The organism is Shewanella sp. QJM3NY_23 (genome assembly GCF_056173105.1).
Genome location: NZ_CM149657.1, coordinates 313,879 through 338,320 on the forward strand (window position 1 = coordinate 313,879; position 24,442 = coordinate 338,320).

General features: G+C 47.2%; 21 protein-coding genes and 1 pseudogene. 8 read left to right on the plus strand and 14 right to left on the minus strand.

From position 1 onward, the window contains the following. The first annotated feature begins 10 nt into the window (after window positions 1–10). Window positions 11–3,280, plus strand: coding sequence for a type I restriction endonuclease subunit R (locus tag AC0VXX_RS01510; RefSeq protein ID WP_475515611.1), 3,270 nt, complete (start codon window positions 11–13; stop codon window positions 3,278–3,280). Window positions 3,281–3,666: 386 nt separating this feature from the next. Here the strand turns inward: AC0VXX_RS01510 and AC0VXX_RS01515 are convergent, their stop codons facing one another. The 7 genes from AC0VXX_RS01515 to prmA form a co-directional block, all read right to left on the minus strand. Beyond that, window positions 3,667–4,320, minus strand: coding sequence for a YagK/YfjJ domain-containing protein (locus tag AC0VXX_RS01515; RefSeq protein ID WP_475515612.1), 654 nt, complete (start codon window positions 4,318–4,320; stop codon window positions 3,667–3,669). Between the two features lie 428 nt (window positions 4,321–4,748). Beyond that, window positions 4,749–4,988, minus strand: a complete 240-nt coding sequence (locus AC0VXX_RS01520) for an AlpA family phage regulatory protein (protein ID WP_475515613.1) — start codon at window positions 4,986–4,988, stop codon at window positions 4,749–4,751. Between the two features lie 155 nt (window positions 4,989–5,143). Beyond that, on the minus strand, window positions 5,144–5,356 hold the full coding sequence (locus AC0VXX_RS01525; RefSeq protein WP_475515614.1) for a helix-turn-helix transcriptional regulator: 213 nt from the start codon (window positions 5,354–5,356) through the stop codon (window positions 5,144–5,146). An 11-nt stretch (window positions 5,357–5,367) separates the two neighbouring features. Then, window positions 5,368–5,616: a helix-turn-helix transcriptional regulator gene (locus tag AC0VXX_RS01530; RefSeq protein ID WP_475515615.1), complete on the minus strand. Its 249-nt coding sequence runs from the start codon at window positions 5,614–5,616 to the stop codon at window positions 5,368–5,370. Window positions 5,617–5,881: 265 nt separating this feature from the next. After that, window positions 5,882–6,187: a DNA-binding transcriptional regulator Fis gene (gene fis / locus AC0VXX_RS01535; protein WP_011864135.1), complete on the minus strand. Its 306-nt coding sequence runs from the start codon at window positions 6,185–6,187 to the stop codon at window positions 5,882–5,884. Between the two features lie 17 nt (window positions 6,188–6,204). After that, entirely contained in the window at window positions 6,205–7,173 is a 969-nt protein-coding gene (gene dusB, locus AC0VXX_RS01540; protein WP_475515616.1) for a tRNA dihydrouridine synthase DusB, read from the minus strand. 151 nt (window positions 7,174–7,324) lie between these two features. Next, window positions 7,325–8,206, minus strand: coding sequence for a 50S ribosomal protein L11 methyltransferase (gene prmA / locus AC0VXX_RS01545; protein WP_475515617.1), 882 nt, complete (start codon window positions 8,204–8,206; stop codon window positions 7,325–7,327). Window positions 8,207–8,552: 346 nt separating this feature from the next. On the opposite strand from prmA, the gene AC0VXX_RS01550 reads away from it, so the two are divergent. From AC0VXX_RS01550 to AC0VXX_RS01565, 4 genes are all read left to right on the plus strand, one after another. Further along, the gene (locus tag AC0VXX_RS01550; RefSeq protein ID WP_475515618.1) at window positions 8,553–9,275 is read left to right on the plus strand and encodes a fumarate reductase cytochrome b subunit; all 723 of its coding nucleotides are present in this window, start codon (window positions 8,553–8,555) and stop codon (window positions 9,273–9,275) included. Window positions 9,276–9,423: 148 nt separating this feature from the next. Further along, window positions 9,424–10,098: a fumarate reductase cytochrome b subunit gene (locus AC0VXX_RS01555; RefSeq protein WP_475515619.1), complete on the plus strand. Its 675-nt coding sequence runs from the start codon at window positions 9,424–9,426 to the stop codon at window positions 10,096–10,098. Window positions 10,099–10,130: 32 nt separating this feature from the next. Further along, entirely contained in the window at window positions 10,131–12,131 is a 2,001-nt protein-coding gene (locus tag AC0VXX_RS01560; RefSeq protein WP_475515620.1) for a fumarate reductase flavoprotein subunit, read from the plus strand. After that, entirely contained in the window at window positions 12,131–12,862 is a 732-nt protein-coding gene (locus tag AC0VXX_RS01565) for a fumarate reductase iron-sulfur subunit (RefSeq protein ID WP_475515621.1), read from the plus strand. Before AC0VXX_RS01560 ends, AC0VXX_RS01565 begins: the two co-directional genes overlap by 1 nt. Window positions 12,863–12,933: 71 nt before the next feature. On the opposite strand, the gene rho is transcribed toward AC0VXX_RS01565, so the two are convergent. Both rho and trxA read right to left on the minus strand, forming a co-directional pair. Further along, complete coding sequence (gene rho / locus AC0VXX_RS01570) at window positions 12,934–14,199, minus strand: transcription termination factor Rho (RefSeq protein ID WP_475515622.1); 1,266 nt, start codon at window positions 14,197–14,199, stop codon at window positions 12,934–12,936. Window positions 14,200–14,430: 231 nt separating this feature from the next. After that, window positions 14,431–14,757 (minus strand): thioredoxin TrxA, encoded by a 327-nt coding sequence (trxA, locus tag AC0VXX_RS01575; RefSeq protein WP_110455649.1) that lies wholly within the window; start codon window positions 14,755–14,757, stop codon window positions 14,431–14,433. 172 nt (window positions 14,758–14,929) lie between these two features. Here trxA and rhlB point away from each other — a divergent pair, with 172 nt between their 5' ends. Together rhlB and AC0VXX_RS01585 are read left to right on the plus strand one after the other, a co-directional pair. Next, a complete protein-coding gene (gene rhlB, locus AC0VXX_RS01580) occupies window positions 14,930–16,237 on the plus strand; it encodes an ATP-dependent RNA helicase RhlB (protein WP_475515623.1) in 1,308 nt (435 codons plus the stop codon). Then, complete coding sequence (locus AC0VXX_RS01585) at window positions 16,238–17,179, plus strand: Ppx/GppA phosphatase family protein (RefSeq protein WP_475515624.1); 942 nt, start codon at window positions 16,238–16,240, stop codon at window positions 17,177–17,179. A 186-nt stretch (window positions 17,180–17,365) separates the two neighbouring features. On the opposite strand, the gene AC0VXX_RS01590 is transcribed toward AC0VXX_RS01585, so the two are convergent. From AC0VXX_RS01590 to AC0VXX_RS01610, 5 genes are all read right to left on the minus strand, one after another. Continuing rightward, entirely contained in the window at window positions 17,366–17,902 is a 537-nt protein-coding gene (locus AC0VXX_RS01590) for a thioredoxin family protein (RefSeq protein WP_110455652.1), read from the minus strand. 183 nt (window positions 17,903–18,085) lie between these two features. Further along, window positions 18,086–18,664 (minus strand): nucleoside triphosphate pyrophosphohydrolase family protein, encoded by a 579-nt coding sequence (locus AC0VXX_RS01595; protein ID WP_475515625.1) that lies wholly within the window; start codon window positions 18,662–18,664, stop codon window positions 18,086–18,088. Between the two features lie 170 nt (window positions 18,665–18,834). Further along, the gene (locus AC0VXX_RS01600) at window positions 18,835–19,428 is read right to left on the minus strand and encodes a TlpA family protein disulfide reductase (RefSeq protein ID WP_475515626.1); all 594 of its coding nucleotides are present in this window, start codon (window positions 19,426–19,428) and stop codon (window positions 18,835–18,837) included. Further along, window positions 19,421–19,897, minus strand: coding sequence for a cytochrome c-type biogenesis protein (locus tag AC0VXX_RS01605; RefSeq protein WP_475515627.1), 477 nt, complete (start codon window positions 19,895–19,897; stop codon window positions 19,421–19,423). Before AC0VXX_RS01605 ends, AC0VXX_RS01600 begins: the two co-directional genes overlap by 8 nt. Further along, window positions 19,894–21,870: a heme lyase CcmF/NrfE family subunit gene (locus AC0VXX_RS01610; RefSeq protein WP_475515628.1), complete on the minus strand. Its 1,977-nt coding sequence runs from the start codon at window positions 21,868–21,870 to the stop codon at window positions 19,894–19,896. Before AC0VXX_RS01610 ends, AC0VXX_RS01605 begins: the two co-directional genes overlap by 4 nt. Window positions 21,871–22,367: 497 nt before the next feature. On the opposite strand from AC0VXX_RS01610, the pseudogene AC0VXX_RS01615 reads away from it, so the two are divergent. Next, window positions 22,368–24,407: pseudogene (locus AC0VXX_RS01615) on the plus strand (multiheme c-type cytochrome). Window positions 24,408–24,442: the final 35 nt, after the last annotated feature.

Sequence of the window (24,442 nt, forward strand, 5' to 3'; positions counted from 1 at the left end):
AATAATAACAGTGATAGATACAACCCAAGAGCGTATTTTTCAAGACGATATCATTACGCAAATGGTGGTTAATGGCTGGCTAGTCGGCTCGCCTGAAGGCTACAACCGTGAGTCTGCGCTCTATGAGCAAGATGTATTGGCGTTTGTACAGGCAACCCAACCTAAAGAGTGGCAAAAGCTGTGCAAGGTGTATCCCAATAAGCCTGAAAGCCATTTTTTAAAGGCACTAGTTACCCAGCTAAGCAAGGCCGATGAAAACGCGACTGACAAAGAGTCTCGCCTATGGGGAACGCTGGGCGTACTGCGTCATGGGTTAAACATTCGTAATGCCCGCTTCTCGCTGTGTCAGTTTAAGCCTGAGCATAACCTTAACCCTGAAACCCTAGCGCGTTATCAGCACAATATTTGCCGTATAGTGCCTGAGTTGGTGTATAGCCCCTATGCCACTCAAGAGCACGTTGCGGCTACGGGTAAAAAGGCCAAAGCATGGCGTATTGACCTAGTGCTATTCGTCAATGGGCTGCCTGTAACGACCCTAGAGCTCAAATCTGAATTTAAGCAGGCCGTCGAGAGCGCCATTAAACAATATAAGCGTACACGCTTGCCGAAAGACCCTGTGACCAAGAAGCGTGAGCCATTACTAAGCTTTAAACGCGGTGCATTAGTGCATTTTGCCGTGAGTCAGTATGAAGTCTATATGGCGACTAAGCTGGCTGGCGATGACACCTTCTTTTTGCCGTTTAACAAAGGCACTAAAGACGGCGGTGCGGGTAACGATGTACCCGAAGATGGCAACCGTTATGCGACCGATTATTTGTGGAATGAGGTGTTAGCGCCACACAACCTGTTAAACATCATTGGCCGCTTTGTGCATTTACAAATTGAAGAGAAAGAGGATTGGGAAGGCCGCAAGTACAAAAAAGAAACGCTAATCTTTCCGCGTTATCATCAATGGGATGTGGTCTCTAAGCTGATCGATGCCGCAATAGCTGAGGGCACGGGTAATAAGTACCTAGTACAGCACAGTGCAGGCTCGGGTAAGTCGAACTCGATTGCATGGACAGCCCACCAGCTATCAACGTTATACAATGAGCAAGGCGACAAGCAATTTCATTCGGTCATTGTGGTCACCGACCGCACAGTGCTAGATGATCAGCTGCAAGACACCATTTACCAGTTTGAACATGCCGATGGTGTGGTGGGTAAAATTAACAACAAAGAGGGCGACGGCTCTAAGTCTGAAAAGCTGGCCTTAGCGCTAGAAACCTCCCAACCCATTATCATTGTTACTATTCAGACCTTCCCGTTTGTGTTGCGCGCTATCGAAAACAGTACCAGCCTAAAAGAGCGCTGCTATGCGGTGATTGCCGATGAAGCGCATTCATCACAAAGCGGCTCAACAGCGCGTAAGCTGAAAGAGGTCTTGATGACTGAAGAGGCTGATGATGACGTTGAGCTGTCGTCAGAGGATATTTTAGACGCCACCATTGCCGCTCGCCAAGGCAGTGCTAACCTCAATTACTATGCCTTCACCGCGACGCCTAAGGCGAAAACAATGGAGTTATTCGGGCGCTTACCGAATCCAGATTTGCCACCATCGAAACAGAATAAGCCTGAGGCCTACCATGTGTATTCCATGCGCCAAGCCATTGAAGAGGGCTTTATCCTCGATGTGCTAAAAAATTACACTAATTACAAGGTGATGTATCAATTAGCGCAAAAGGTAGAGGCAGCCGATAAGGAAGTCGACAGTAAGAAAGCCACCATGAAGCTGAATAAATGGGTGCGTTTGCATGATCATAATATTTCCCAAAAGGTGAAAGTGATCATCGAGCACTTCAAAGGCAACGTGATGGGCTTATTGGGCGGTCAGGCGAAGGCGATGGTGGTGACTAGCTCACGTAAAGAGGCGGTGCGTTACAAGCTTGCTTTTGATAAGTATATTGCTGATGCGCTTGCCGATAAAAAGGCGGGCTATGGCACAATAAGAGCCATGGTAGCCTTTTCTGGTGAAGTTGAGTTTAATGAAAATGATCCTGATTGTTTCGCATTCTTGGACAAGAAGTTCACCGAGAAAAACATGAATCCAGAGCTTAAAGGTCGGGATATGCGCAAAGCCTTCGACAGCGATGATTATCAAGTCATGCTGGTGGCCAATAAGTTTCAAACAGGCTTTGACCAACCTAAGCTATGCGCCATGTATGTGGATAAGAAGCTTGGCGGTGTTGAATGTGTACAGACGCTTTCACGTCTTAATCGAACTCATCCGGGTAAGGCGGAAACAGGCACGTTTGTGCTCGACTTTTATAATGCACCCGATGACATTTTAGCGGCTTTTCAGCCTTATTATCAGACCGCTGAGCTTGCTGATGTTACCGATCCCAACATGGTGTTTGACCTGTTTGAGAAGCTGCGTACAAGCGGTATCTTCTTATGGTCTGAGGTCGAGCAATTCAGTGAGGCGTTCTTTACTAAGAAAAAGTCCAATGCTGCCATTAGCAATATTTGCTACCCAGCAAGAGATCGCTGGCGAAAGCGTTATGCGTCTGCGGTTGATGCCTATATCAAAGCCAAGGAGATGTTTGAGCGAACAAAACAAACCGATGACGCAGTGCTGATAGCTAACGCTGAAAATAGCTTTAAGGACTGTAAGCAAGAGAAGGACCGCCTTGAGATTTTCAAAAAGGACTTAGGCAGCTTTACCCGCTTTTATGAGTTTATGTCGCAGCTGGTGGATTATGATGACAAAGGGCTCGAAAAGCTGAGCCTATACGCTAGGCACCTTCGCCCGATGTTGCGTGAGAAAGTGATAGAGGAAGATGAGCTGGATTTAGACAACGTGGTCATGAGCCACTACCGTTTGTCTAAAATTCGCCAACAAGACATTCGGCTAAAGGAGGATGCCCCTGACTATGGGTTAGAGCCCAGTACCGATATCGGCTCAGCTAAAGCGAAAGATAAAAAAGAGGAGTTGTTATCGTACGTGCTCGAAAAGCTCAATGAAGCATTTGCTAATGAAAACCTATCCGATGGCGATTTGATTAATACCGTCCGTAAGTGGAGTGAGAAGGTTCGCGAGAACGAGACCGTGATGGCGCAAATCAAACATAACTCTAGGGCTCAAGCCATGCTAGGCGACTTCCCTGTTGCGAGTGATGAGGCGGTGATGGCTAGTTCAAGCGCCGAGCAAGAGATGATGATGAAGTATCTCAGCGACCCCGCTACTCGCCAAAGCGTATTAGAGGTTATGTTTGATATGTTGAATGGGCAGAGGGCTTAAGCGTGGGCGTTACAGATTAATGCTACTTGCTTTTACTGTATTAAGGCGTAATGACGGCGATTATAACAATCGTTCTACTGCTGGCGGCTGAAAGTCATCGTTGCTTTATTTCTGTTCGTCAATAAGAGGACGTTACTTTAATTACACTCGCGAGTGATCACTGTCATGATCACTTTTTTTGATCACGCTGATGTTTGATCAGTTACTATCGATGCGACTGCAACTTAATGCCAATAAGTCAAGGTGTTACCTATGGCTGGTAGTTTTAGTGCGGGATAAAATGATGAGTGATCATAAAAACGTCGATACGGTTGACATTTCATTAACATTTTTCGGAGTAAAATAACGGGTTGCGCATAATCGCGCGGGGAGGCTGAAAGTTGATCTCATCTAGCCTTGGATTTTAGTCGGCTAAAATTGTGGCTTTTCGTTTTGACAGGAAGGTCAGTCTTGCCCTTGTTTTTAGCGAGGTAGCTAAGCCTATAAAATGCGGCTTGCTGACTACTTAAATCGTTTCTTAATACCATGTAGCTGCAATTATAAGGGAAATGGATAGTGATATTTATTAGCAGTTTCATTGCCGCTTTGACGACGTTAAACGTCGTGTAGGTGTTTCTCACTTTTTGGCCGTTAAGCATGACAAAACAGTGGTAATGGCATTTTTCACTATGGCTATTTTGCTCCCTAACCCAACCGAAACCAACTTCAGATTGGTAACGAGATTCTAATTTTTTTGTTATGTAGCGACTTAGTTTGCCTATCTCTTTATTATCCTCTGGCGAGTCGTATAGCGCCACATCAAAGCGGATCATGAATAGCTTGGAATGCATAGTGAGGTAGCTCATACAATAGTGATAGAGCTTGTTTAATAATCTATGGTTCAATCCGTCGGGGAACGCCATCACTCTCCACGCCTTGCCATCAAGCGTCGCATCAATAGCACTGCCAGCATAGTCAAAGTGAGTCCCATAATGGCTGCGAGAGTGCTTGTTATACAAACGCTCAATTTGATGATTAGGCGTACTTAAGCTTAAAGACATAATAATATTTAAAACCTAGTGTAATTAACGACCAAGCAAGGCTAAAAGGCTTTTGCAATGGTCTTTGGGGATTGTTGCTTTCAATTTTGGCGCTGCGATAAAGTGCATTAACAGCCCAACTTGTTTCATCTTGATTGGATAAAAAGGGCAACCTAATTGCCCTAGTCGATCAAGTCGCTATGGCTATTTATATTGAGCTTCCCATTTCTTATATTCGGACAGTCGCACTTGCCACCTATTTTGTGACTTATAGGCTCTAGGGGCGTCCTTTGAGCTTCTTAGCCACTCTCGGACTGTCTTAGGGCTTCGGTTTAATCTCACCGCTATTTGAGCGGTTGATAAGCTTGGTTCAGGGGTGAAGTTAGCCGCGATACGTTGGCAGGGTTTGGCTCTGTTTTTATTGCTATCAACGTGAGTGTTGGTGTGCTTCATAGGTTTTCCTCCTTCAGCTCAATCACAGGTCGTGAATGAATCCACGCTAGTACCTCGGTTAATTTCCAGTGATTGGTGTTGACACTTTGCTTAATGCGCTTAGGGAAGCGACCTTGACGCTCTAGTTGGAAGGCATGGGCTCGACTAACAGCGGTAAGAAATTGTCTCTGTTGTTCGTTGATAAGGGGAGTGCCCGACTCAAGGTGACAGGGGGGAGTAAACAAGTTGTTATTCATCTTTACCTCTATAGCAGTTGTTTTAGTAGAGGCTAGGATTTTCACGAGTTAGCAAGTCAAAACAAAATTTACGGGGGTTTTAGCGTTTTTAATGGTTTTGGTGGGGCTTAAATAGGATAAAAGGGCGCTGGTGGTGTTCCACCAGCGCCCTAAAATCAGTGCTTATTTGTCCCTTGTGGGTTTTGCCATTGTGCTAATTGGACGGGATCCCAACCGACAACTCGGTTATTTTTAACGACGGCTTGGAGTAATTTTCCTGATTTATGCCAACGCCAAATAGTCGTTCGGCTTTTTTTTAGCAGCTTACACATATGGGTAATATCTACCAACTCGTCAAAAAGGGGGAGTTGCACCTCTTGTTTAATCATTATTCCACCCCCTATTTAGGCTGAACAGAAGATGCGACAGACCTCGAATGTACCCACGCCACTAGCTCAGATAGCAGCCAACCTACCGAGCGGTTAGAGATCTGTCTACGGCGAGGGAATAGGCCTTTGCGCTCTAATTGGAAGGCTTCGGATTTACTTACGCCTGTGATAAGTCGTCTTTCTTTCTCTTTGACGAGTCTATCTAATGCGATTTTGTTTATCGCCAACGTATCTAGTATGGATAAATCTTGGTGTGTCATAGGAACGCTCCGTATTGAGTGGGTTTTAAAAGCCCATTTTCAACATGAGAAGCGAAACCCTGAAATTTTAGGGCGTTTTAGTGAGCGACATTATTAAGAGGGAACAAAGGAAACTTTTCACACGATTTATTTTAGGGGTGAATTGCTACAGTGATTAAGGTGGGGCAACAAAACAACGGGGGTACATATGGGGGTACATATAAGCAAAAACGGGCTTTTCGTTGCCGAAAAACCCGTTCTGATACAGCTAATTAAGAATCGCTTCTTAGTTCATGCCGTATTTTTTTAATTTCTTGCGTAGCGTACCACGGTTGATACCTAGCATGTTGGCGGCGCGAGTCTGGTTGCCACGAGTGTGCTGCATGATGATATCTAGTAGAGGTGCTTCAACTTCACATAACACCATTTCGTAAACTTCTTCAGCTTCTTGGCCGTCCATTTGAGCGAAAAAGTTAGTTACTGCGCGCTTAACTGCGTCACGTAGTAACTGAGGCTTGATAGTGCCGTTAGCGGTTTCGATTTTGCCTACGGTAAGCTGATGAGCTTCTGGTTGAGTTGTCTGATCAAACATTCGTATTCTGCTCTTTATTAATTCTTTACTAATTCATCAAAATAACGTTCCAACATGGAACATTGTTCTTCAACAGTTTCCAGCCGATTAAACTCGGCTCTCAATGGTCTCTGCGCTTCTTGGTCCAGATACCATCCAACATGCTTTCTGGCGATACGTAACCCTTTGTATTCGCCATACAATGCATATAAGTCTTTGAGGTGTTCCAGCATCACTTGACGCTTTTCGTCCACTTCAATTGGCGCTAGCTTATTACCTGTTTCCAGATAATGTTGGATCTCTCTGAATACCCAAGGCCGTCCTTGAGCGCCTCTTCCTATCATCAGGGCATCGGCACCAGTATGGTCAAGCACAAAGCGTGCTTTCTCTGGGGTGCAGATGTCTCCGTTAGCGACAACCGGAATAGAGACATTCTGTTTAATAGCGGCAATGGTGTCGTACTCGGCTTCGCCTTTGTACATACATTGTCTCGTGCGGCCATGTACGGCTAACGAGGCAATACCACAATCTTCTGCTATTTGGGCTATTTGAATACCGTTACGGTGTTCTGGTGCCCAGCCGGTGCGAATTTTCAGTGTAACCGGGACATCCACTGCGGCAACGACAGCTTGCAAAATCGCTTTTACTTGCTCTGGTTGCTGTAGTAGTGCCGATCCAGCCAGCTTCTTATTCACTTTTTTTGCAGGACATCCCATATTGATATCGATGATCTGCGCCCCTTGTTGTACGTTGACAACGGCGGCGTGAGCCATCATATCCGGATCGGCTCCTGCAATTTGTACTGAGCGGATCCCATTCTCACCAGCATGTGTCATACGCTGACGGCTTTTGTCGGTATCCCAAACTTCAGGATTGGACGAAAGCATCTCTGAAACCGCTAAGGCAGCGCCATAACGTAAGCAGAGATTTCGAAAGGGTTGGTCGGTGACTCCTGCCATAGGAGCCACGATCAGCTGATTTTTCAGTTGATAGGGTCCAATCTGCATTTATCATTACACCTTGCGCTTCAAAGGGGCGCTATAGTACGCCTTTTTCAAGCCGGTGAAAAGGTCAATAAATGACCTGGGAGCAACTTTTTTACTTGACTTTTGTGTGCTGTGAAGTCAGTGGCGGCCTTGCGGCCGCTGGCTTTTACCGTTATTTGCGGGTGCCTGTCAAGCGGCTCCAATCTTCTTTGTGAGCAGGCGCGTCCATGTCAAACCATTGGGCGTAATGTTGGCTAATTTCGTCGGCTTGCTCTTTAAGCAAACCCGATAGTGCCAATAAGCCGCCCGGCTTGACTTTTTCGGCGATAAGCGGCGCTAATTCTCTCAGTGGGCCGGCGAGGATATTGGCCACGAGCACGTCCGCTTTTAGGTCAGCTGGCTGATCTTCGGGTAGGAATAGCGCCAGTTTATCGGCAACACCGTTGCGTTCGGCATTGGCTTTAGAGGCATCGATGGCTTGGTAGTCAATATCGATGCCTGTGACTTTTGCTGCGCCAAGTTTCAGCGCGGCTACGGCTAAAATGCCAGAGCCACAGCCAAAGTCGATCACCTCTTTGCCGTTAAGTTGCAGTCCATCTAACCATTCTAAACACAGCGCCGTGGTTGGATGGGTGCCGGTACCAAAGGCTAGGCCTGGGTCGAGCATCACATTCACGGCTTGTGGGTCGGGCACTTCACGCCAGCTAGGGCAGATCCACAGACGTTTGCCAAACTGGATGGGGTGGAAATTGTCCATCCATTCCCGTTCCCAGTCTTTATCTTCAACTTGCTCTACTTTGTGGCTAAAGTCGACGCCTAAGTAAGGCTGCAGCTTGAGCATGTCAACGATAGGGGCTAGATCATAGTCGGCTTCAAACAGCGCCGTCAGTACGGTGTGGCTCCATAGCGGAGTCTCACCTAAATTTGGCTCGTAAATCGGGTTGTCTTTGCCATCTTCATAGGTGATCGACAGGGCACCAAAGTCCATCAGCATATCGCTTAATTGTTCGGCGTGTTGATTGTCGGTATCAATTTTTAACTGGATCCAAGCCATGGGATCTTCTCTCTTAGGTCAATAATGGCGTTATTGTAAACCATGCGGCGGTTAAAGGCAGAGTGATCTGTTATTGATATTTGCGCTCGGTAGAATAAAAGTGCCGATTCAAGCACTTATAACGCTATTTTCGAATGGATTGTTTTGTTTAAATTGGTTGTTTAACTCTATGATTATATTTGGTTAAGTGGTTTGACCTTTGTTTTGTATTTTAAGGTTTGTTTGTGAACTAAGTCAAAAGTTGCTTGCTTGCTGGGTGAGGTAAATCACGCTTTGCTTATTACAGGCGTTTACCCTGCACGCTTGCTGCTATGGTGTAGATCCCGACACTAGGCGTTGAATGATAATGAATCCCAAAAGTATGCAATCTCATCATATCCATTATGCGTCGCTGGGCAGTCCATGGTCTGCCAAGGCGGACAAAATTCAAAGTGCAACTGGCATCATGCTGGGGTGCTTTTTATTGGCTCACCTGCACTTTGAATCCAGTATTTTATTAGGTAAAGAGGCATTTTATCATGTGGTGCAGTTTCTTGAAGGGGGGCTGTTTACCTCGACAGGTCATGGTATGCCGATTGTCACTAAGGTATTTTCGATTTTTATCATGTTAGTGGTCATTGTTCATGCGGCGGTGGCACTGCGGCGTTTTCCGGCGCAGTTGGGCCAGTGGCGCGCCTTAAGGCGCCATATGCAGGGCATTAACCATAAAGACAGTCACGCCTGGTTTTGGCAGTTAGCCACGGGCTTTATTTTGTTTTTCTTAGCGCCAGTGCATATTTTTACCATGATCACTAACCCTGAGATAGGCCCACATCTTTCTGCTGAACGCGTGTATCACGCCAATGCGTGGTTACTGTATGCCTTGTTGCTGCCGGCTGTGGTGATCCACGCCATGATAGGTTTGTATCGAGTGGCATTGAAGTGGGGCTTGACGCTTAATCGTCGTGGGCTGCGTAAGGTTATCAAGATATTGATTATTTATCTTATTAGCATTGGCGTGTTGAGCTTGGTGTCATACCTCATTATTGGCCGTGAGCTGACATTGCCTATCACACCTTTTGTACCTTGATGATGGGTTAGCTTAGGTAGTTTAGCATTTTGTGAAGTATTAGTTAGTGTTTTGATCTGCCTCACGGTTTAGTGACTGTTTGTGAGCGACATTAGGGCTATTGGTTACCAATTTTAAGGCAACCTGATGCCATCGATAAGGGGAAGATATGTCGCTGACTCGTTATAACAATAAATTAAGTGGCTGGCTCGATCTGAGCCAGAGTCTCACCGGTGTCATATTGACCCTGTTTTTATGGACTCACCTGCTGTTAGTGTCCTCTATTTTACTGGGAGGCGATGCGATGACCATGGTGGCCAAAACCATGGAACTGAGCTTTTTAAGTGCCGATGGTCATGGTTATCCTTGGGTAGTATCTATTATCGCCGTAGTGGTGGCTGTGCTGGCCTTGATACACGTGTTGGTGGCGGTGCATAAAATGCCACTTAACTTGGCACAGCAGCGAGCTTTGCGTAAGCAGATGACGGTGATCACTCATGGCGATACTAAGTTATGGGTCTGGCAGGCCATCACGGGCGTGGGGATCTTTTTGTTATTACCAGTACACCTGTGGTTGATTGGTAGTGCCCCCGAGACTATTGGTCCATCCGGCAGCGCCGAGCGCATTTGGAATGATGGTGTGTGGATGGTGTATTTACCATTGCTATTATGTGTCGAGCTTCATGCCGCCATTGGCCTTTATCGAGTCGCCATAAAGTGGGGCGCCGAGAAAGCACTTAATCATCGCGCGCGAATTAAAAAAATAAAAACCATTATAAGTGTTGTGTTTGTGGTGATTGGCATCGCGTCATTGCTCGCCTTTCTTCCCTATGCGAGCCAATAAGTGGTGGTTCAATACCCTGTTAAGGAGCAAGTGTGAAACTGATATATACCGATTCTCTGGTCGTTGGAGCTGGACTCGCGGGGCTAAGGGTGGCAATCGCTTCAAAAGAGCGAGGTTTAGATACTGTTGTATTGTCATTGATCCCAGCTAAACGATCCCATTCGGCCGCCGCCCAAGGGGGGATGCAGGCAAGCCTTGGCAATACGGTAAAAGGGATGGGCGATGATGAAGATGTCCATTTTCAAGATACGGTAAAAGGATCGGACTGGGGTTGCGATCAAGAGGTCGCGCGTATGTTTGCCCATTGTGCCCCCAAAGCGGTGCGCGAACTGGCAAACTGGGGTGTACCTTGGACGCGGGTAACCAAAGGGCCGCGTGATGTCGTGGTCAATGCCCAAAAGGTCACTATTGAAGAAGCTGAAGAAGCGCATGGGTTAATTAATGCCCGCGACTTTGGCGGCACCAAGAAGTGGCGCACCTGCTATACGGCAGACGGCACGGGTCACTCATTGCTTTATGCTGTCGATAATAAAGCTATTTCATTAGATATCCCCGTTCATGAGCGTATCGAAGCCTTAGCCTTAATTCACGATGGGTCGCGCTGCCACGGTGTGGTCGCTCGCTGCCTGATCACGGGCGAGTTACGTGCCTATATTGCTAAATCGACCACGATTGCCACTGGCGGTTATGGACGAATTTACGAAGTCTCAACGAATGCCATTATCTGCGAAGGCATTGGTCAAGCATTAGCGCTTGAAACCGGTGTGGCCAAGCTGGGTAATATGGAGGCGGTGCAGTTTCATCCCACCGCCATTGTGCCAGTGGGGATTTTAACCACCGAAGGCTGTCGGGGGGACGGTGGCTTACTGCGTGATAAAGATGGCCATCGTTTTATGCCCGATTATGAGCCAGAGAAAAAGGAGCTGGCATCCCGTGATGTGGTATCGCGGCGCATGACTGAGCATATTCGCAAAGGGAAAGGGGTCGATAGCCCGTATGGGCCGCACCTGTGGCTCGATATTACCTTGTTGGGGCGCAAACATGTCGAGACTAACCTGCGCGAAGTCAAAGAGATCTGCGAAAACTTTTTAGGTATCGATCCAGCCAAAGATTGGATCCCAGTGCGCCCGACCCAGCACTATTCGATGGGCGGTATTCGCACCGATGCCACAGGTCAAAGCCCGCAGCTTAAAGGGTTATTTAGCGTGGGCGAGGCGGCGTGTTGGGACATGCACGGCTTTAACCGTTTAGGCGGTAACTCCTTGGCTGAAACCGTGGTAGGAGGCATGATCATAGGTAAATATGTCGCCGATTTTTGTCAGCAAAATACCTTAGAGATTGATACTGCGCTGGTGGAAAAGTTTGTTAATCAGGTACGCGGCGAAATCGATGATTTAGTTGAAGGGCAGGGCAGTGAGTCAGCGTTTGATATTAAGCTTGAGATGCAACGGATTATGATGGACTACGTGGGCATTTTCCGTAATGGTCCCGAGCTGCAAAAAGCGGTGGATGAGTTGCAAGCCTTGTTGCTGCGCTCGCGCAATATCGGCTTAACCTGTAAAAAGCGCCACGCTAACCCTGAATTGGTAGAAGCACTGCGAGTTAAGCGCATGCTTAAAGTGGCGCTCACAGTCGCTTGTGGGGCTGAGGCGCGCACCGAAAGTCGCGGTGCCCACGCCCGTGAAGACTTTCCACAGCGTAATGATAAAGAGTGGCTCAACCGCACGCTATCGAGCTGGCCAAGTGCTGATGCCACGCTACCCGCGCTGGATTATGAACAGTTGGATGTGATGAAAATGGAATTACCACCAGGTTACCGTGGTTACGGAATCAATAATGCGATAGCGCATCCTGATACCGCCAAGCGTGAGCAACAAATTACCGAAATTTTGAGCGGATTAGGTGACAATGCCAATCGCTTTGAGCGGCAGCGGGCTTTGATGCCTTTTGAGGTGCCGCCGTCTTTACAAGAGAAAAATGAGCGCTTGCATGACAAGCCGTTCGACAATCGCCCAGCGGGAGAGCAAAAGTAATGAGTCAGGGTCGTCTATTAACGTTTTCTATCTTTCGCTATGATCCGCAAGAACCTGGCGATAAGCCCAAGATGGTTAAATACCAGCTTGAAGAAGCCCCCGGCATGACGGTATTTATCGCCCTTAATATGCTCAGGGAAAAACAGGATCCCTCGCTGCAGTTTGATTTTGTCTGTCGCGCCGGTATTTGTGGTAGCTGCGCCATGGTGATCAATGGGTATCCCACACTGGCGTGCCGCACCTTAACCAGTAAATACCCTAAAGGTGAGATCACCTTGATGCCGCTGCCCGGCTTTGAATTAATTGGCGATCTGTCGGTCAACACGGGTAAGTTTATGCGCGAACTCGCCGAACGCCTAAAGTTGTGGTTGCATCCAAGGCAAGATGAAATCGATATCCATCGCATCGAGGCGCCAATGGCCCCAGAGGAGGCGGCAAAGCTGTATGAGCTCGATCGCTGCGTTGAGTGCGGTGTGTGTGTGTCTGCCTGTGCCACCAAGCAGATGCGCGACACCTTTGTGGGTGCCGTAGGCATGATGAAAATCGCTCGCTTCGAACTCGACAGTCGTGATGCTCGTAGCGTGGAAGATTTTTACCATGTGATTGGTAATCAAGATGGCGTGTTTGGCTGCATGACCTTACTTGGTTGTCAGGATAACTGCCCGAAAGATCTGCCGCACATGCAACAAATTGCCTATTTACGCCGCAAGATGGCCGGTGCCTTGGTATAGAAACAGCATCTGCTTACCATAAAAAATGCCGCTAATTAGCGGCATTTTTATTCAGTAAAGCTAACTTATCATTAGCTTTTAGAGCGTTTCATGGCGGTAAAGAACTCTTCGTTCGTTTTCGTCATGGCAAGCTTATCGATAAGGAACTCCATACCCGTCACTTCATCCATTGGATTAAGGATTTTGCGTAAGATCCACATTTTTTGTAGCTCTTCAGGTGTGGTCAGTTTCTCTTCACGACGAGTACCAGAGCGGTTGAAATCAATCGCTGGGAATACACGTTTTTCTGCTGCTTTACGCGACAGGTGAAGCTCTTGGTTACCTGTACCTTTAAATTCTTCGTAGATCACTTCGTCCATTTTCGAACCCGTATCAACCAACGCTGTCGCGATAATGGTTAAGCTGCCACCATGTTCGATGTTACGTGCCGCGCCGAAGAAGCGCTTTGGACGATGCAGTGCGTTAGCGTCAACACCACCGGTAAGTACCTTACCTGATGATGGGATCACTGTGTTGTAAGCACGTGCTAGGCGGGTAATCGAATCGAGTAAGATCACCACGTCTTTTTTATGTTCAACTAAACGCTTGGCTTTTTCGATAACCATTTCGGCCACTTGTACGTGACGACTTGCTGGTTCATCGAAGGTAGAAGCGATAACTTCACCTTTTACCATGCGTTGCATTTCGGTCACTTCTTCAGGGCGCTCATCAATCAGTAGTACCATCAACACTACTTCAGGGTTGTTGTAGGCAATGCTTTGGGCCATGTTTTGTAGTAGTAGTGTTTTACCGGCTTTTGGCGGCGCCACGATCAAACCACGCTGACCTTTACCAATTGGTGAGCACAAATCTAAAATTCGCGAGGTAATATCTTCAGTTGAACCATTACCACGCTCCATACGCATACGCTCTTCAGCATGCAGTGGGGTAAGGTTTTCAAACAGGATTTTATTACGAGAGTTTTCAGGCTTGTCGAAGTTAACTTCGGTGACTTTCAATAAGGCAAAATAACGTTCGCCCTCTTTTGGTGGACGAATCTTACCAAAGATGGTGTCACCGGTGCGCATGTTGAAACGGCGAATTTGGCTGGGTGAAACATAGATATCGTCTGGGCCAGCGAGATATGAGCCGTCAGCACTACGAAGGAAGCCAAAACCATCTTGCAGAATCTCTAAAACACCACCACCGAAAATATCTTCGCCGCTTTTTGCGTGGGCTTTAAGGATTGCGAAAATGATGTCCTGCTTGCGAGCGCGGGCCATATTTTCTAGCTTCATGTCTTGGGCGAGTTGTACTAAATCTGAAATCGGTGTGTCTTTTAATTCTGATAAATTCATCTTGGTGGGTCTTGTTCTTACGTGACAATGCTATCTTTGATCAATGAATGTACAACATATTAAGAATATCGATCGAATAGCAAGAAGTGGGTTAGTTAGAATGAGTCTGGTTATTAAAGTAGCACTAACAAGGCTAGGCGTCTAGAAATTTAGCGAATCCCGACACAATTACTTTTGTAAGCTGTGTCGAGAGTCACTTTCTGCGATCAAAATGTCATAGAGATCGAGGTATTACAGCTGTGCGTCGATAAACTCTTTAAGTTGAGTCTTAGACAATGCGCCCACTTTTGTGTCGGCTAGCTCACCGTTTTTGAAGATAAGTAAAGTAGGAATACCACGTACGCCATACTTAGCAGGTGAAGCATTGTTTTGGTCAACGTTTAGCTTCGCGATAGTTACCTTGCCTTCGTACTCTTCTGCTACGTCATCTAGGATTGGGGCGATCATTTTACAAGGACCACACCATTCAGCCCAGAAATCCACCACTACAGGGATGTCAGACTTAAGTACGTCGTTTTCGAAGCTGTCGTCGCTTAAGGTAATAATTTTATCGCTCATGATGTTCTCCAGTTGAGGTGCCATTACTGGTTTGTTAATGGCTTAAGCTGTATATTGGGTCTGAAATCAGCTTTTCAAGATTTTTTTAGCGGCTTTCAGAGCTGTTTTTTCATTAGCCGCTATTTCAAACGATTAAGTTCCTTATTGCAACCCTAACTGGTATGCTTGCGCTATGAGCGAAACACATTTAACAAATACAAAGTTTGCCGACTTTACTCTGCATCCAGAGATACAACAGGCACTAATCGAAAGCGGTTTTGAATATTGCACGCCAATCCAAGCATTATCATTACCAATTTTACTCCAGCATAAAGATCTTGCGGGTCAAGCACAGACTGGTACAGGTAAAACCTTAGCCTTTTTGGTCGCCACCTTTAACCACTTACTGACCACTCCAGCTCCTGAAGGACGTGAGATCAATCAGCCTCGTGCGATTGTGATGGCGCCGACACGCGAATTAGCGATTCAAATTGCCAAAGATGCCAACTTATTGGCCAAGCACACCGGGCTAAAAGTCGGGATTGTTTTTGGTGGTGAAAGCTACGACGTGCAGCGTAAGGTGCTTGATAAAGGCGTCGATATATTAATTGGTACCACAGGGCGTATTATCGATTACGTTCGCCAAGGGGTACTCAATCTCAGTGCGATTCAGGCCGTGGTACTCGATGAAGCCGATCGCATGTTCGACTTAGGCTTTATTAAAGATATTCGTTTCCTATTTAGACGTATGCCAGACGCCAAATCGCGCCTGAATATGTTGTTCTCGGCGACATTGTCGATGAAGGTGCAAGAGCTCGCTTATGATCATATGAATGATCCTGAGAAAGTCGAAATTGCCCCCACCGAAAAGACCTCAAAAAACATTACCGAAGAAATTTTCTATCCTTCACAGGATGAGAAGCTACGTTTGTTGCTGACCTTGATTGAAGAAGACTGGCCAGATAAAGCTATTGTCTTTTGTAACACCAAACACAGCTGCGAAAAGTTGTGGGCTCACTTAGAAGGCGACGGACATCGTGTGGGGCTACTAACCGGTGATGTGCCACAGAAGAAGCGTATTCGCATCTTAGAAGAGTTCACCCAAGGTAAGCTAGACATCTTGGTTGCCACCGATGTTGCTGCACGTGGTCTGCATATTTCTGACGTATCTCATGTGTATAACTACGATCTTCCCGATGATTGCGAAGACTATGTGCACCGTATTGGTCGTACTGGTCGTGCTGGTCAAAAAGGGATTTCGATCAGTTTTGCTTGTGAAGAGTATGCCCTTAACTTACCAGCGATCGAGAGCTACATTCAGCACTCTATTCCAGTCACCAATTATGACAGCGAAGCCTTGCTGAACGATTTGCCGCCGCCTGTGCGCATCCATCGTAAGCATACTACGCGCACCGCTGGCCGCCCTGGCAGTGGTCAACCGCAAGGTGCACGTCCTGGCACACGCCCAAGACGTCATGATAGGACGCGTAGACACAGCTAAATGAAGCGCGCTGGCTTAGGGCCTCGGTATGCGGCCATCACCTTAGGATCAAATAGTTTTAATATGCTGGTGGCGCAAACCGTCGCCGGCAGCCCTAAAGTGGTGGCAAAATATAAGCGTAAAGTGCGCCTTGCCGAAGGTATTGGCCCTGATGGCGTGTTAAGCCCCGAGGTGTTTTCCCGTGGGCTTGACTGCCTAAAGATGTTTTCACAGATGCTCGATAAAGAGGGTATTAGCCGCGAGCATATTGCCGTCATCGCCACCGCGACGCTGCGTAGCATCACTAATGCCAGCGAATTTTGCCAAGCGGCGTTGCCTATTTTAGGTCAACCGATTGAGATTATTTCGGGGCTGCGTGAAGCGGAATTGATCTATCAAGGCATGGTTGCGACCACCACCACAGAGGGTCGCCGATTGGTGATCGATATTGGTGGTGCCAGCACTGAGTTTATTATTGGTGATGGTGACAAAGTGCTCCTCAAAACCAGCCTTGCCATGGGCTGCGTCACGTTTAACCAACAGTTTTTCAATCAATTTCCGTATCAAAAAGCAGACTTTGATGTTGCCCAGGCTCATGTCGTTAGCCTGTTGGGCGGCTATCGTGCTCAACTGCTTAAATTGGGTTGGCATGGTGTGGTTGGTGCATCGGGTACGGTGCAATCTGTGGTTGAACTACTCAATGCACGTGGTATCTCAGCTACTATCACCCCAGCGGTTTTGCGGCAATTACGTGATGAAGTATTAGGTCAAACCGATGCCAGCATGCAACAGATTGAAGGTTTGCATCATGAGCGGGCTGCCACTTTTGTGGCAGGATTATCGATTTTGCTAGGCTTATTTAATGTGCTGCATATTGAGTCGTTAAATTTGTCGGGCGGTGCGCTGCGTGAAGGCGTATTACTGCAATTATCTGAGCGAATTTCAGCCACCTCTGCGGCATAATGACCTCTTACCTCCATGTATGCCTGTTATAACCCCCATAGTTTGAGCGCCAGAGTTTTCATTAAGCAATTTCTCATCAAAATGGCTCCAACTTAATTTGAACGCGGCAAGTTAACATTTGACTCGTAAAATAAGCGCACAAAAAAAGCCGCGAATGCGGCTTTTTAATGCGTTATGGCGAACGTCCTAATTAAGTATGTTGGCCAGATCGACTTCTAATGAGGTCTGTGGGCGCTCAACAATGCGGCCAATCTCTTTACCTTGCTGTTTAACAATAAAGGTCGGAATACGGCTAAATTCGTACTGTGCCGCTAAGCCTTCGCTATCTTGCTTGCTGCGATCCACCCCAATGTAGGTCACCTTAATGTTGGGGTTGTTCAGCTGCTCTATGATACGAATAAAGCGCGGCGTTTCGCGGTGACAATCAGGGCACCAAGTGCCAATAATAACGACAATTTCAGTCGGCTCTGTGATCGCCTTTAATGGTTCGATGGCCGCCGTATCGACTTGATAAGTTTGGTAACCTTCACTAAATTCACTGAGCTCGGTCACTAAGGTTTGTGCTGGAACGATACCGGTTAGAATCACTTCTTGTTTCTCCTCACTGCAAGTGGCAATAAAGCCTTCTTGCTTGCCTTCAAAGGCGCAACCGCCATTAGCCAATACCTGAGTGCTAAAAAATAGCGCCGTAGTGGCAAGTAAGGCTGCAATATTATTGGTCATGATAATTCCTCAGGGACGATAAGCACTAGATTCATTTAACCCCATTCAATCATCTAAATCGGTTAGCGAGTAGCGCTTATTATCCTAGCTGTTAACTAGATCACGGCTAGGATTAAATTAATGACACTTAGGTCTCATCTCATCCTAGACAGATTGTGTTAGTCAGCTCCCGAGGAGGAAACGTTAGGCCTTTACCAAGCTGTTTAGATCGGCGGGGCGATAATAAACTGACTTTAACACCTTGCCTTGGCGCACGACTTTACCTGCCATATCAACATCTTTAGCACATTTAGCTATGATGAAGTCGCCTTTCTTGCTACCGACAATTTCAACACCCTGTTTAGCATAATGAGCGACGGTTTCTGCTAACTCTTGTTCATTACGGCACACCTTGCTCATGTTGCTCGAGTGCACTTCATCCCAGCAGCGCACAAAATCGATATCACGATTATTGGCCACATGCAGCAGCAGATCGATAAGGTAGCTGATAGCGATACAGTCGTTAACCTGTTTGGCGCCCATATGCACCAGACGCCCCATTAACACATAAACAGAGTCGACAATAGCATCGGCCTGTTCTACGCGGCAATCGGCTTCGGCCAGTTCGGTAAGCTCTTCAATCGCTAAAGAGGTATGTAATGTATCGGCTTTATCATCGAGACTACTGGTATCTTCAATGGGCAGATCAAAGGCGGAGCGGAACTGGTGAATATCGCGATAAAGGTGATCATAAAGCGGTTGCTGTAGTGCGGTTAATTTCATCAAACTGGCCTTGGAACATAACGATTAATGGCGCAATTCTAATTTAATGGTGCGGCAATTGAAAGCCATTGCCGCGGGTGAGGCTAGCGATGTCGAGATAAAAAAAGCCGCCCGACGAAAGAGTCGCGGTGCCGGGCGGGAGCAATGAAAGCGGGATAAGTGATGGCACATTAAGATCGGTTGGGCGATGCATACTTAGCGGTCAGTTGCTCAAGGTAGGGTTGCACCTCTTTATCGCCCCAATCTAAATAGCCGCGTAAAAAACCGATAAGGTTGCCGTCGCCATCAAACACATAGGTGGCAGGCACCACATCGGCAGGCAGCATCTTGTCGATCAAATGCTGCGGATCGACAAGGGTGGGGTAGTCACCTAAACTATGGCGGGTTAAAAATGCGGCTACTTGATCGTATTGCTCATCGATAGACAGTGGCAGTACTACTAACTTATTGGTGAGATTATCGCGCCGGATCTTATCCATCATAGGGATCTCTTTAATGCAGGGCGCACACCAAGTAGCCCACAGGTTAACGAGTACCAGATTGCCGCGATAATCGCTCAGGTTAACCTTGGTCCCCTCAAGGGTTTCAAAAGGGACTTCACTGACTTTGCGCGCGTGTTGCATCTCGATAAAGCGCGACATGATCATAGGTTTAGGCAGGTTTTCACCGGTGGCGTACACCTTTTCATTTGGCATAGCGGCCTGTGATTGCCCCATAATGAACAGCATTGATAAGCCGATGATGGCCAGTAGTTGTTTAGTCATGATGTGTATCCATATTGCTGATTTTATGAGTTTTAGTGGACTGGTGTTGTTTAAATCCCCATGCGAAAACCAATAGCAGTAACCCCAGCGGAAACAGATACAGCACTAAAGTTCCCGCGGCGAAGGTTGGCATATAGCGGATCTGTTGGCCGTAACGGGCCACCATAAAATCGATGATCTCGTTTTTGCGTTTGCCTTGCTCTAACTGCAGAAAAATTTCTGCTTTGAGCTCATTGGCTATCTTGGTTTGCGAGTCCAGCAGGTTTTGATTGGCCGACATAGGGCAGCGTAATGATTTAGCAATATCAAATCCCAAGGCTTTTATTTCGGCTTGAGAATAGACTGGAGCCGGCGTCGATACGGGCAAGGATGACGGCGCTGCGGCGTTGGCCGAAAATGCGCTTAACCCTAGCCACAACAGGCAGCTGAATGTGACTCGTCGGCAAAGTGTCAGCTTAGACTTCATCATAGCCCTCCATTACGTACTGGCGATGTACCAAGGTGATGCCCGGAGGAGTAGGGTTGGGCTGCGCTGACAATGACAGGGCGACGCAGCAGGCAGACACCGGCCAGCATCATCATTAAGGCTCCAATCCAAATCCAATTGACCAAGGGTTTATAACTGATACGTACAAGGTATTCGCTGTCGCTGAGCGGTGTCCCCATGGAGATATAGATGTCGCCAAACAAGCTGCGATGGATCCCTGCTGCCGAGAGTTGCATGCCGTTGGTGTTAAAGGTCTGTCGCTGCGGATAAATATAAGCAAACACCTGACCTTTGGTATCGCTGACCTGGATTTTCGCCTGAATCGCACTGTAGCTTGGGTATTCAACCTGCTCGGTTGCTTCATAAACAAAGGTGTATCCCGCCACAACTTTACCTTGTCCCGGCCCCATTCGCAGTAACTCGTCCTGCTCAAAATGAGACACAGTGGTTGCGCCTAAAATACTCACTGCCACGGCCAAATGGGCAAGACACATGGCATTAAAGCGCTGAGAACGGTTCGCGCTTGGCGCTCGCTGACCATATTGCTGCCGCACTGCAGCGATGATACAGATGAAGATCCATAGGGCTGAAAAGCTGCCGCAAATAAAGTAGCCGCTAAGCTGGGGCAGTGCCATTAGGTTCAGTAGCACTGCCAGCCCTAATGCCAGCCCAGCATACAGGGCTAATGGTATAAACACCTTGGGCTGCGCCTGTTGCCAGCGTACCAAGGGGGCAGCGCCCATCAGCAGGCTGATCAATACCAGCAGCGGGATAAACAGACTGTTGAAGTAGGGGGCGCCTACTGAAATACTTTGCTCTGTAAGGACTTCATAGAGCAGCGGATAACAGGTGCCAAGTAAGATGGAGAGCGCGGCGACGAGAAGAATCAGGTTGCCCAGCATCATCAAGCTTTCTTTGCTGTGCACGCTATAGCAGCTCGGTTTGAATAATGACGGCGCGCGGTAGGCGAACAAGGTAAAGCCCCCAGCCGAAAACAGTATCAGTAAGGTTAAAATCGACACGCCTCTGCTCGGATCGGCGGCAAAGGCGTGTACCGATTGCACCACTCCCGAACGTACTAAAAAGGTGCCCAGCAGGCAGATAGCAAAGCCTAAAAGGCAAGTGAATAGGGTTGAGGCATAAAAAGCGTTGCGTTTACTGCTCAATATGAGCGCATGCATCATGGCGGTGGCCACTAACCAAGGAATGAACGAGGCGTTTTCGACTGGGGCCCAAAACCACCATCCTCCCCAACCTAGCTCGTTATAGGCCCACCATGAGCCAAAGGCGTTACCGCCAGTGAGTGCTACCCAAGTTAAAATAGCCCATGGGCGGATGTGCCGGCAGTGGGCTTGGATATTGGCTTGGGTATCGAGTAGCGCGGCCACGGCTGCGGCAAAGCAGACTGTGAGCCCCACATAGCCGATAAACAACAGCGGCGGATGCAATATCAGGCCAATGTCTTGCAATATGGGGTTTAGGTCGCGCCCCTCGAGCGGAATATTGGGCAGCAAGCGCGCAAACGGGTTAGAGGTAAACAGTAAGAAGAGTAAGAAGCCGCACATGATGGCGGCGAGAATGGCACAAAGGCTGCGCATAAAGGCGCTGTGGGCTTTGTGCTGGTTCACTATGTAGCTGCTCCACAGGGCGGTGGCGGTTATCCAAAACAACATCGAGCCTTCATGTCCCCCCCACACCGCCGCGACCTTATATACACTGGCTAATTGGGTGTTGGAATGGTTTGCCACGTAGGCGACTGAAAAATCATTAGCAATAAATAGGTAACCCAAAATCAGCATCGCCCCCAATAAGGCAAAGGTATTGAGATGAATTAATAAGCTTGTGAGTGCATTCTTGTGTGGTTCGCTGCTGTTTTTTAATAGTGGCAACGCTGCGATCAGTAAACAGATTACTGTTGCAATAATAAGTAGTAATAATCCAATTTCTGCCGCCATAGTTCCACCGATGATATTAATTATTTGCGTGTCTGCATTTATTAATCGATAGCGTTAACTTTGCTTATATAGATAAATAGAGACTGTATTAAATGCACAGTAAATTAATGGTGCCAGCGTTTCTGTGAGCTTAAGCAAGTAAAAACAATCCATCCACTTCGCTGAATATTTTTGAAAAATCAATCTGCATTTTGAGTTGTTTTTATATCTAAAAGTGTACGATTTAGATCTAAAAAACAGACTCTGGATTAGTCCTATATTGTTGTTTTTAAATGTGTTGAGTTTGTTTTACAACTGTTGAGAGATAATGGCGTAGGCAGTGTGCGCTAGCTCATGTTTTTAATGGTTTTTATGTGAAGAATACTGAACTTGCTCAGTTGTATAAGTCGTTCGGTTAACGGTTGTTTTTATTAAATCCAACAGATGATTGTGTAATGGATGAGCAATTAAATGTTGGTTATAGCAATACAAAATAAAATAATATTTAGGAGTGAATGATGAGACGATGGAAACACAAGGTAGCCTTAAGCGTGCTATTTTGTTTCGGTGCCATTGCTAATGTTAACGCTGCTGGTGGTAAATATAACAGCGTACCAGAAATGGGCAAAACCGCACAAAATGCGATTGCGAACTACCAAGGTACAGAACAAAAGAATGGTGTGAAAACACTGCAAGATTACGTGGTTCAAGAGGCGGAGCTATTTGACTTCTTATTTGAGAACCACCCCATGTTTAAATACCACGAAGCCGGTAATTTAGTCGGCGAATATCATATCAGTGACCGTGGTGAAGAGTATTTAGATACAGGTCACAGCCCTAAGTATAGCGCCAGAGTCGGTGCGCCGCGTGCGGTGCAGTATCGCTTAGGGGCTAAATCGATTCTTGATTACCCTAATAACTTTGTTGGCCCTGAAAAATGTGCCGAATGTCATGCAACTCAATATGAAAAGTGGCAGCGTTCACGTCATGCCAGAACGATTCGTTTTCCTGGTGAGCACCCAGAAGTGGGTAACGACATTGAACAAACCATGTATCAGACTAAGGATACCTCCATCTTGCCAGATGGTATTACCCCTGATGCTATCTACGCCACAGTGGGTACACCACGTACCAAATATGGCTTTATCGACTCTTGGCTAGTCCGCGGTACTTATCATATCGAAGGCGGCTTACTTAAAGATGGTACCGGTAAGATGATTGCCGGTGGTAACCAGTTCTCACGTGGTTGGGCTGAATGGCTCACCCCTGAAATGGCACAAAAAATCAATGCAGTTATCCCTGAATTCCCCACCACAATGGAAGAGTTCGGTGCCAGTGGTTCGCATCAATGGGGCATGAGCTCTTACGGCGCTAAATACCGTAAAGAGTTGTTGTTCCAACCTGCGAGTTCTTACTGTGAAGTGTGCCACACCTTCAAGTTCGATTTCCAAAGCAAACAAGAGTTCTTTGATGCCCTTGGCGATCCGAAGAAACTGCAAGAGCACACTATTAGCCGCGGTATCGCGTGTGAAGAGTGTCATGGCGCAGGCGGTCACTTAGATGGTGGCACCGGTGGTATGGAGTCAAACTGTGAGCGTTGTCATCAACGTTTCCAATATGACGATACCTTAGCCGATACACCGCAAGCTCAAGAAAAGCGTGAGTATGCTTTTGGCGTGAAAATGAAGTCACTTTGCCCTTCATGTGGTACCGAAGGCTCGCAAATGTATAATTCAGTTCACTATGAAAAAGGCATGCGTTGTACTACCTGTCATGATCCACACGAAGTCACCGATGGTGATTGGAAGTCGGATATCACTAAGCCTAAGCTGAAAACAGATTGTAAGGATTGCCATGCAGCGCAAACCCTAATCGCTAGTAATACCGATACCCATAGCGAACAAACGTGTCAAAGCTGTCACATGCCTAACATGGGCAGTTGTGAAAACTTCAAAGCGATTCAGTTCCCAGACCAAGCCGGTTTCGACGCCGTGCGTAAGTCACACATGTGGAAAATTGACGTCAGCCCAACGCGTAAAACACTTAACCCACCAGAAGGCCAGTCGCGTGTTGCGGGTCCTGAAGGGGCGAAAGGTTGGACTGTGGCGAAAAATGAAGAAGGTCGCTCATACCTAGACTTAATGTGAACCTGTGCTCGTACCTCAGTTTCCGACCACGATGTGGTTGAAAACAAAGGCTGTCACAGCCAGTTCCAGTCAGAGCTCGAAACCGGTCTGCATTATGAAGATCAGATGGAGATCTACGGTGAAGTGATGAAGTGGCAGAAGCCAATCAAAGAGGTGTTCACGCAAGTCGAACAGGCTTTGGTTCGCATCGACCAGTTACTCGAAGTCACTAAGCTGTCAACTGAAGACAAGACACAAGTGCTTATGCTCGCAGAGAAAGCACAAGAGGCAGTTGATCTGATTAAGAACGACGGCTCTTGGGGTGTACATGGCTTCCGTTATAGCCAAAAACGTCTCGATGCAGCACTGACCTATGTAACACAAGCGCAAAACATTTTAGACGGCAGCGGCTACTCGGCTAAAGCTCACTAAAAGCAATTGCTAACGGACCTAGGCATGGATGTCTG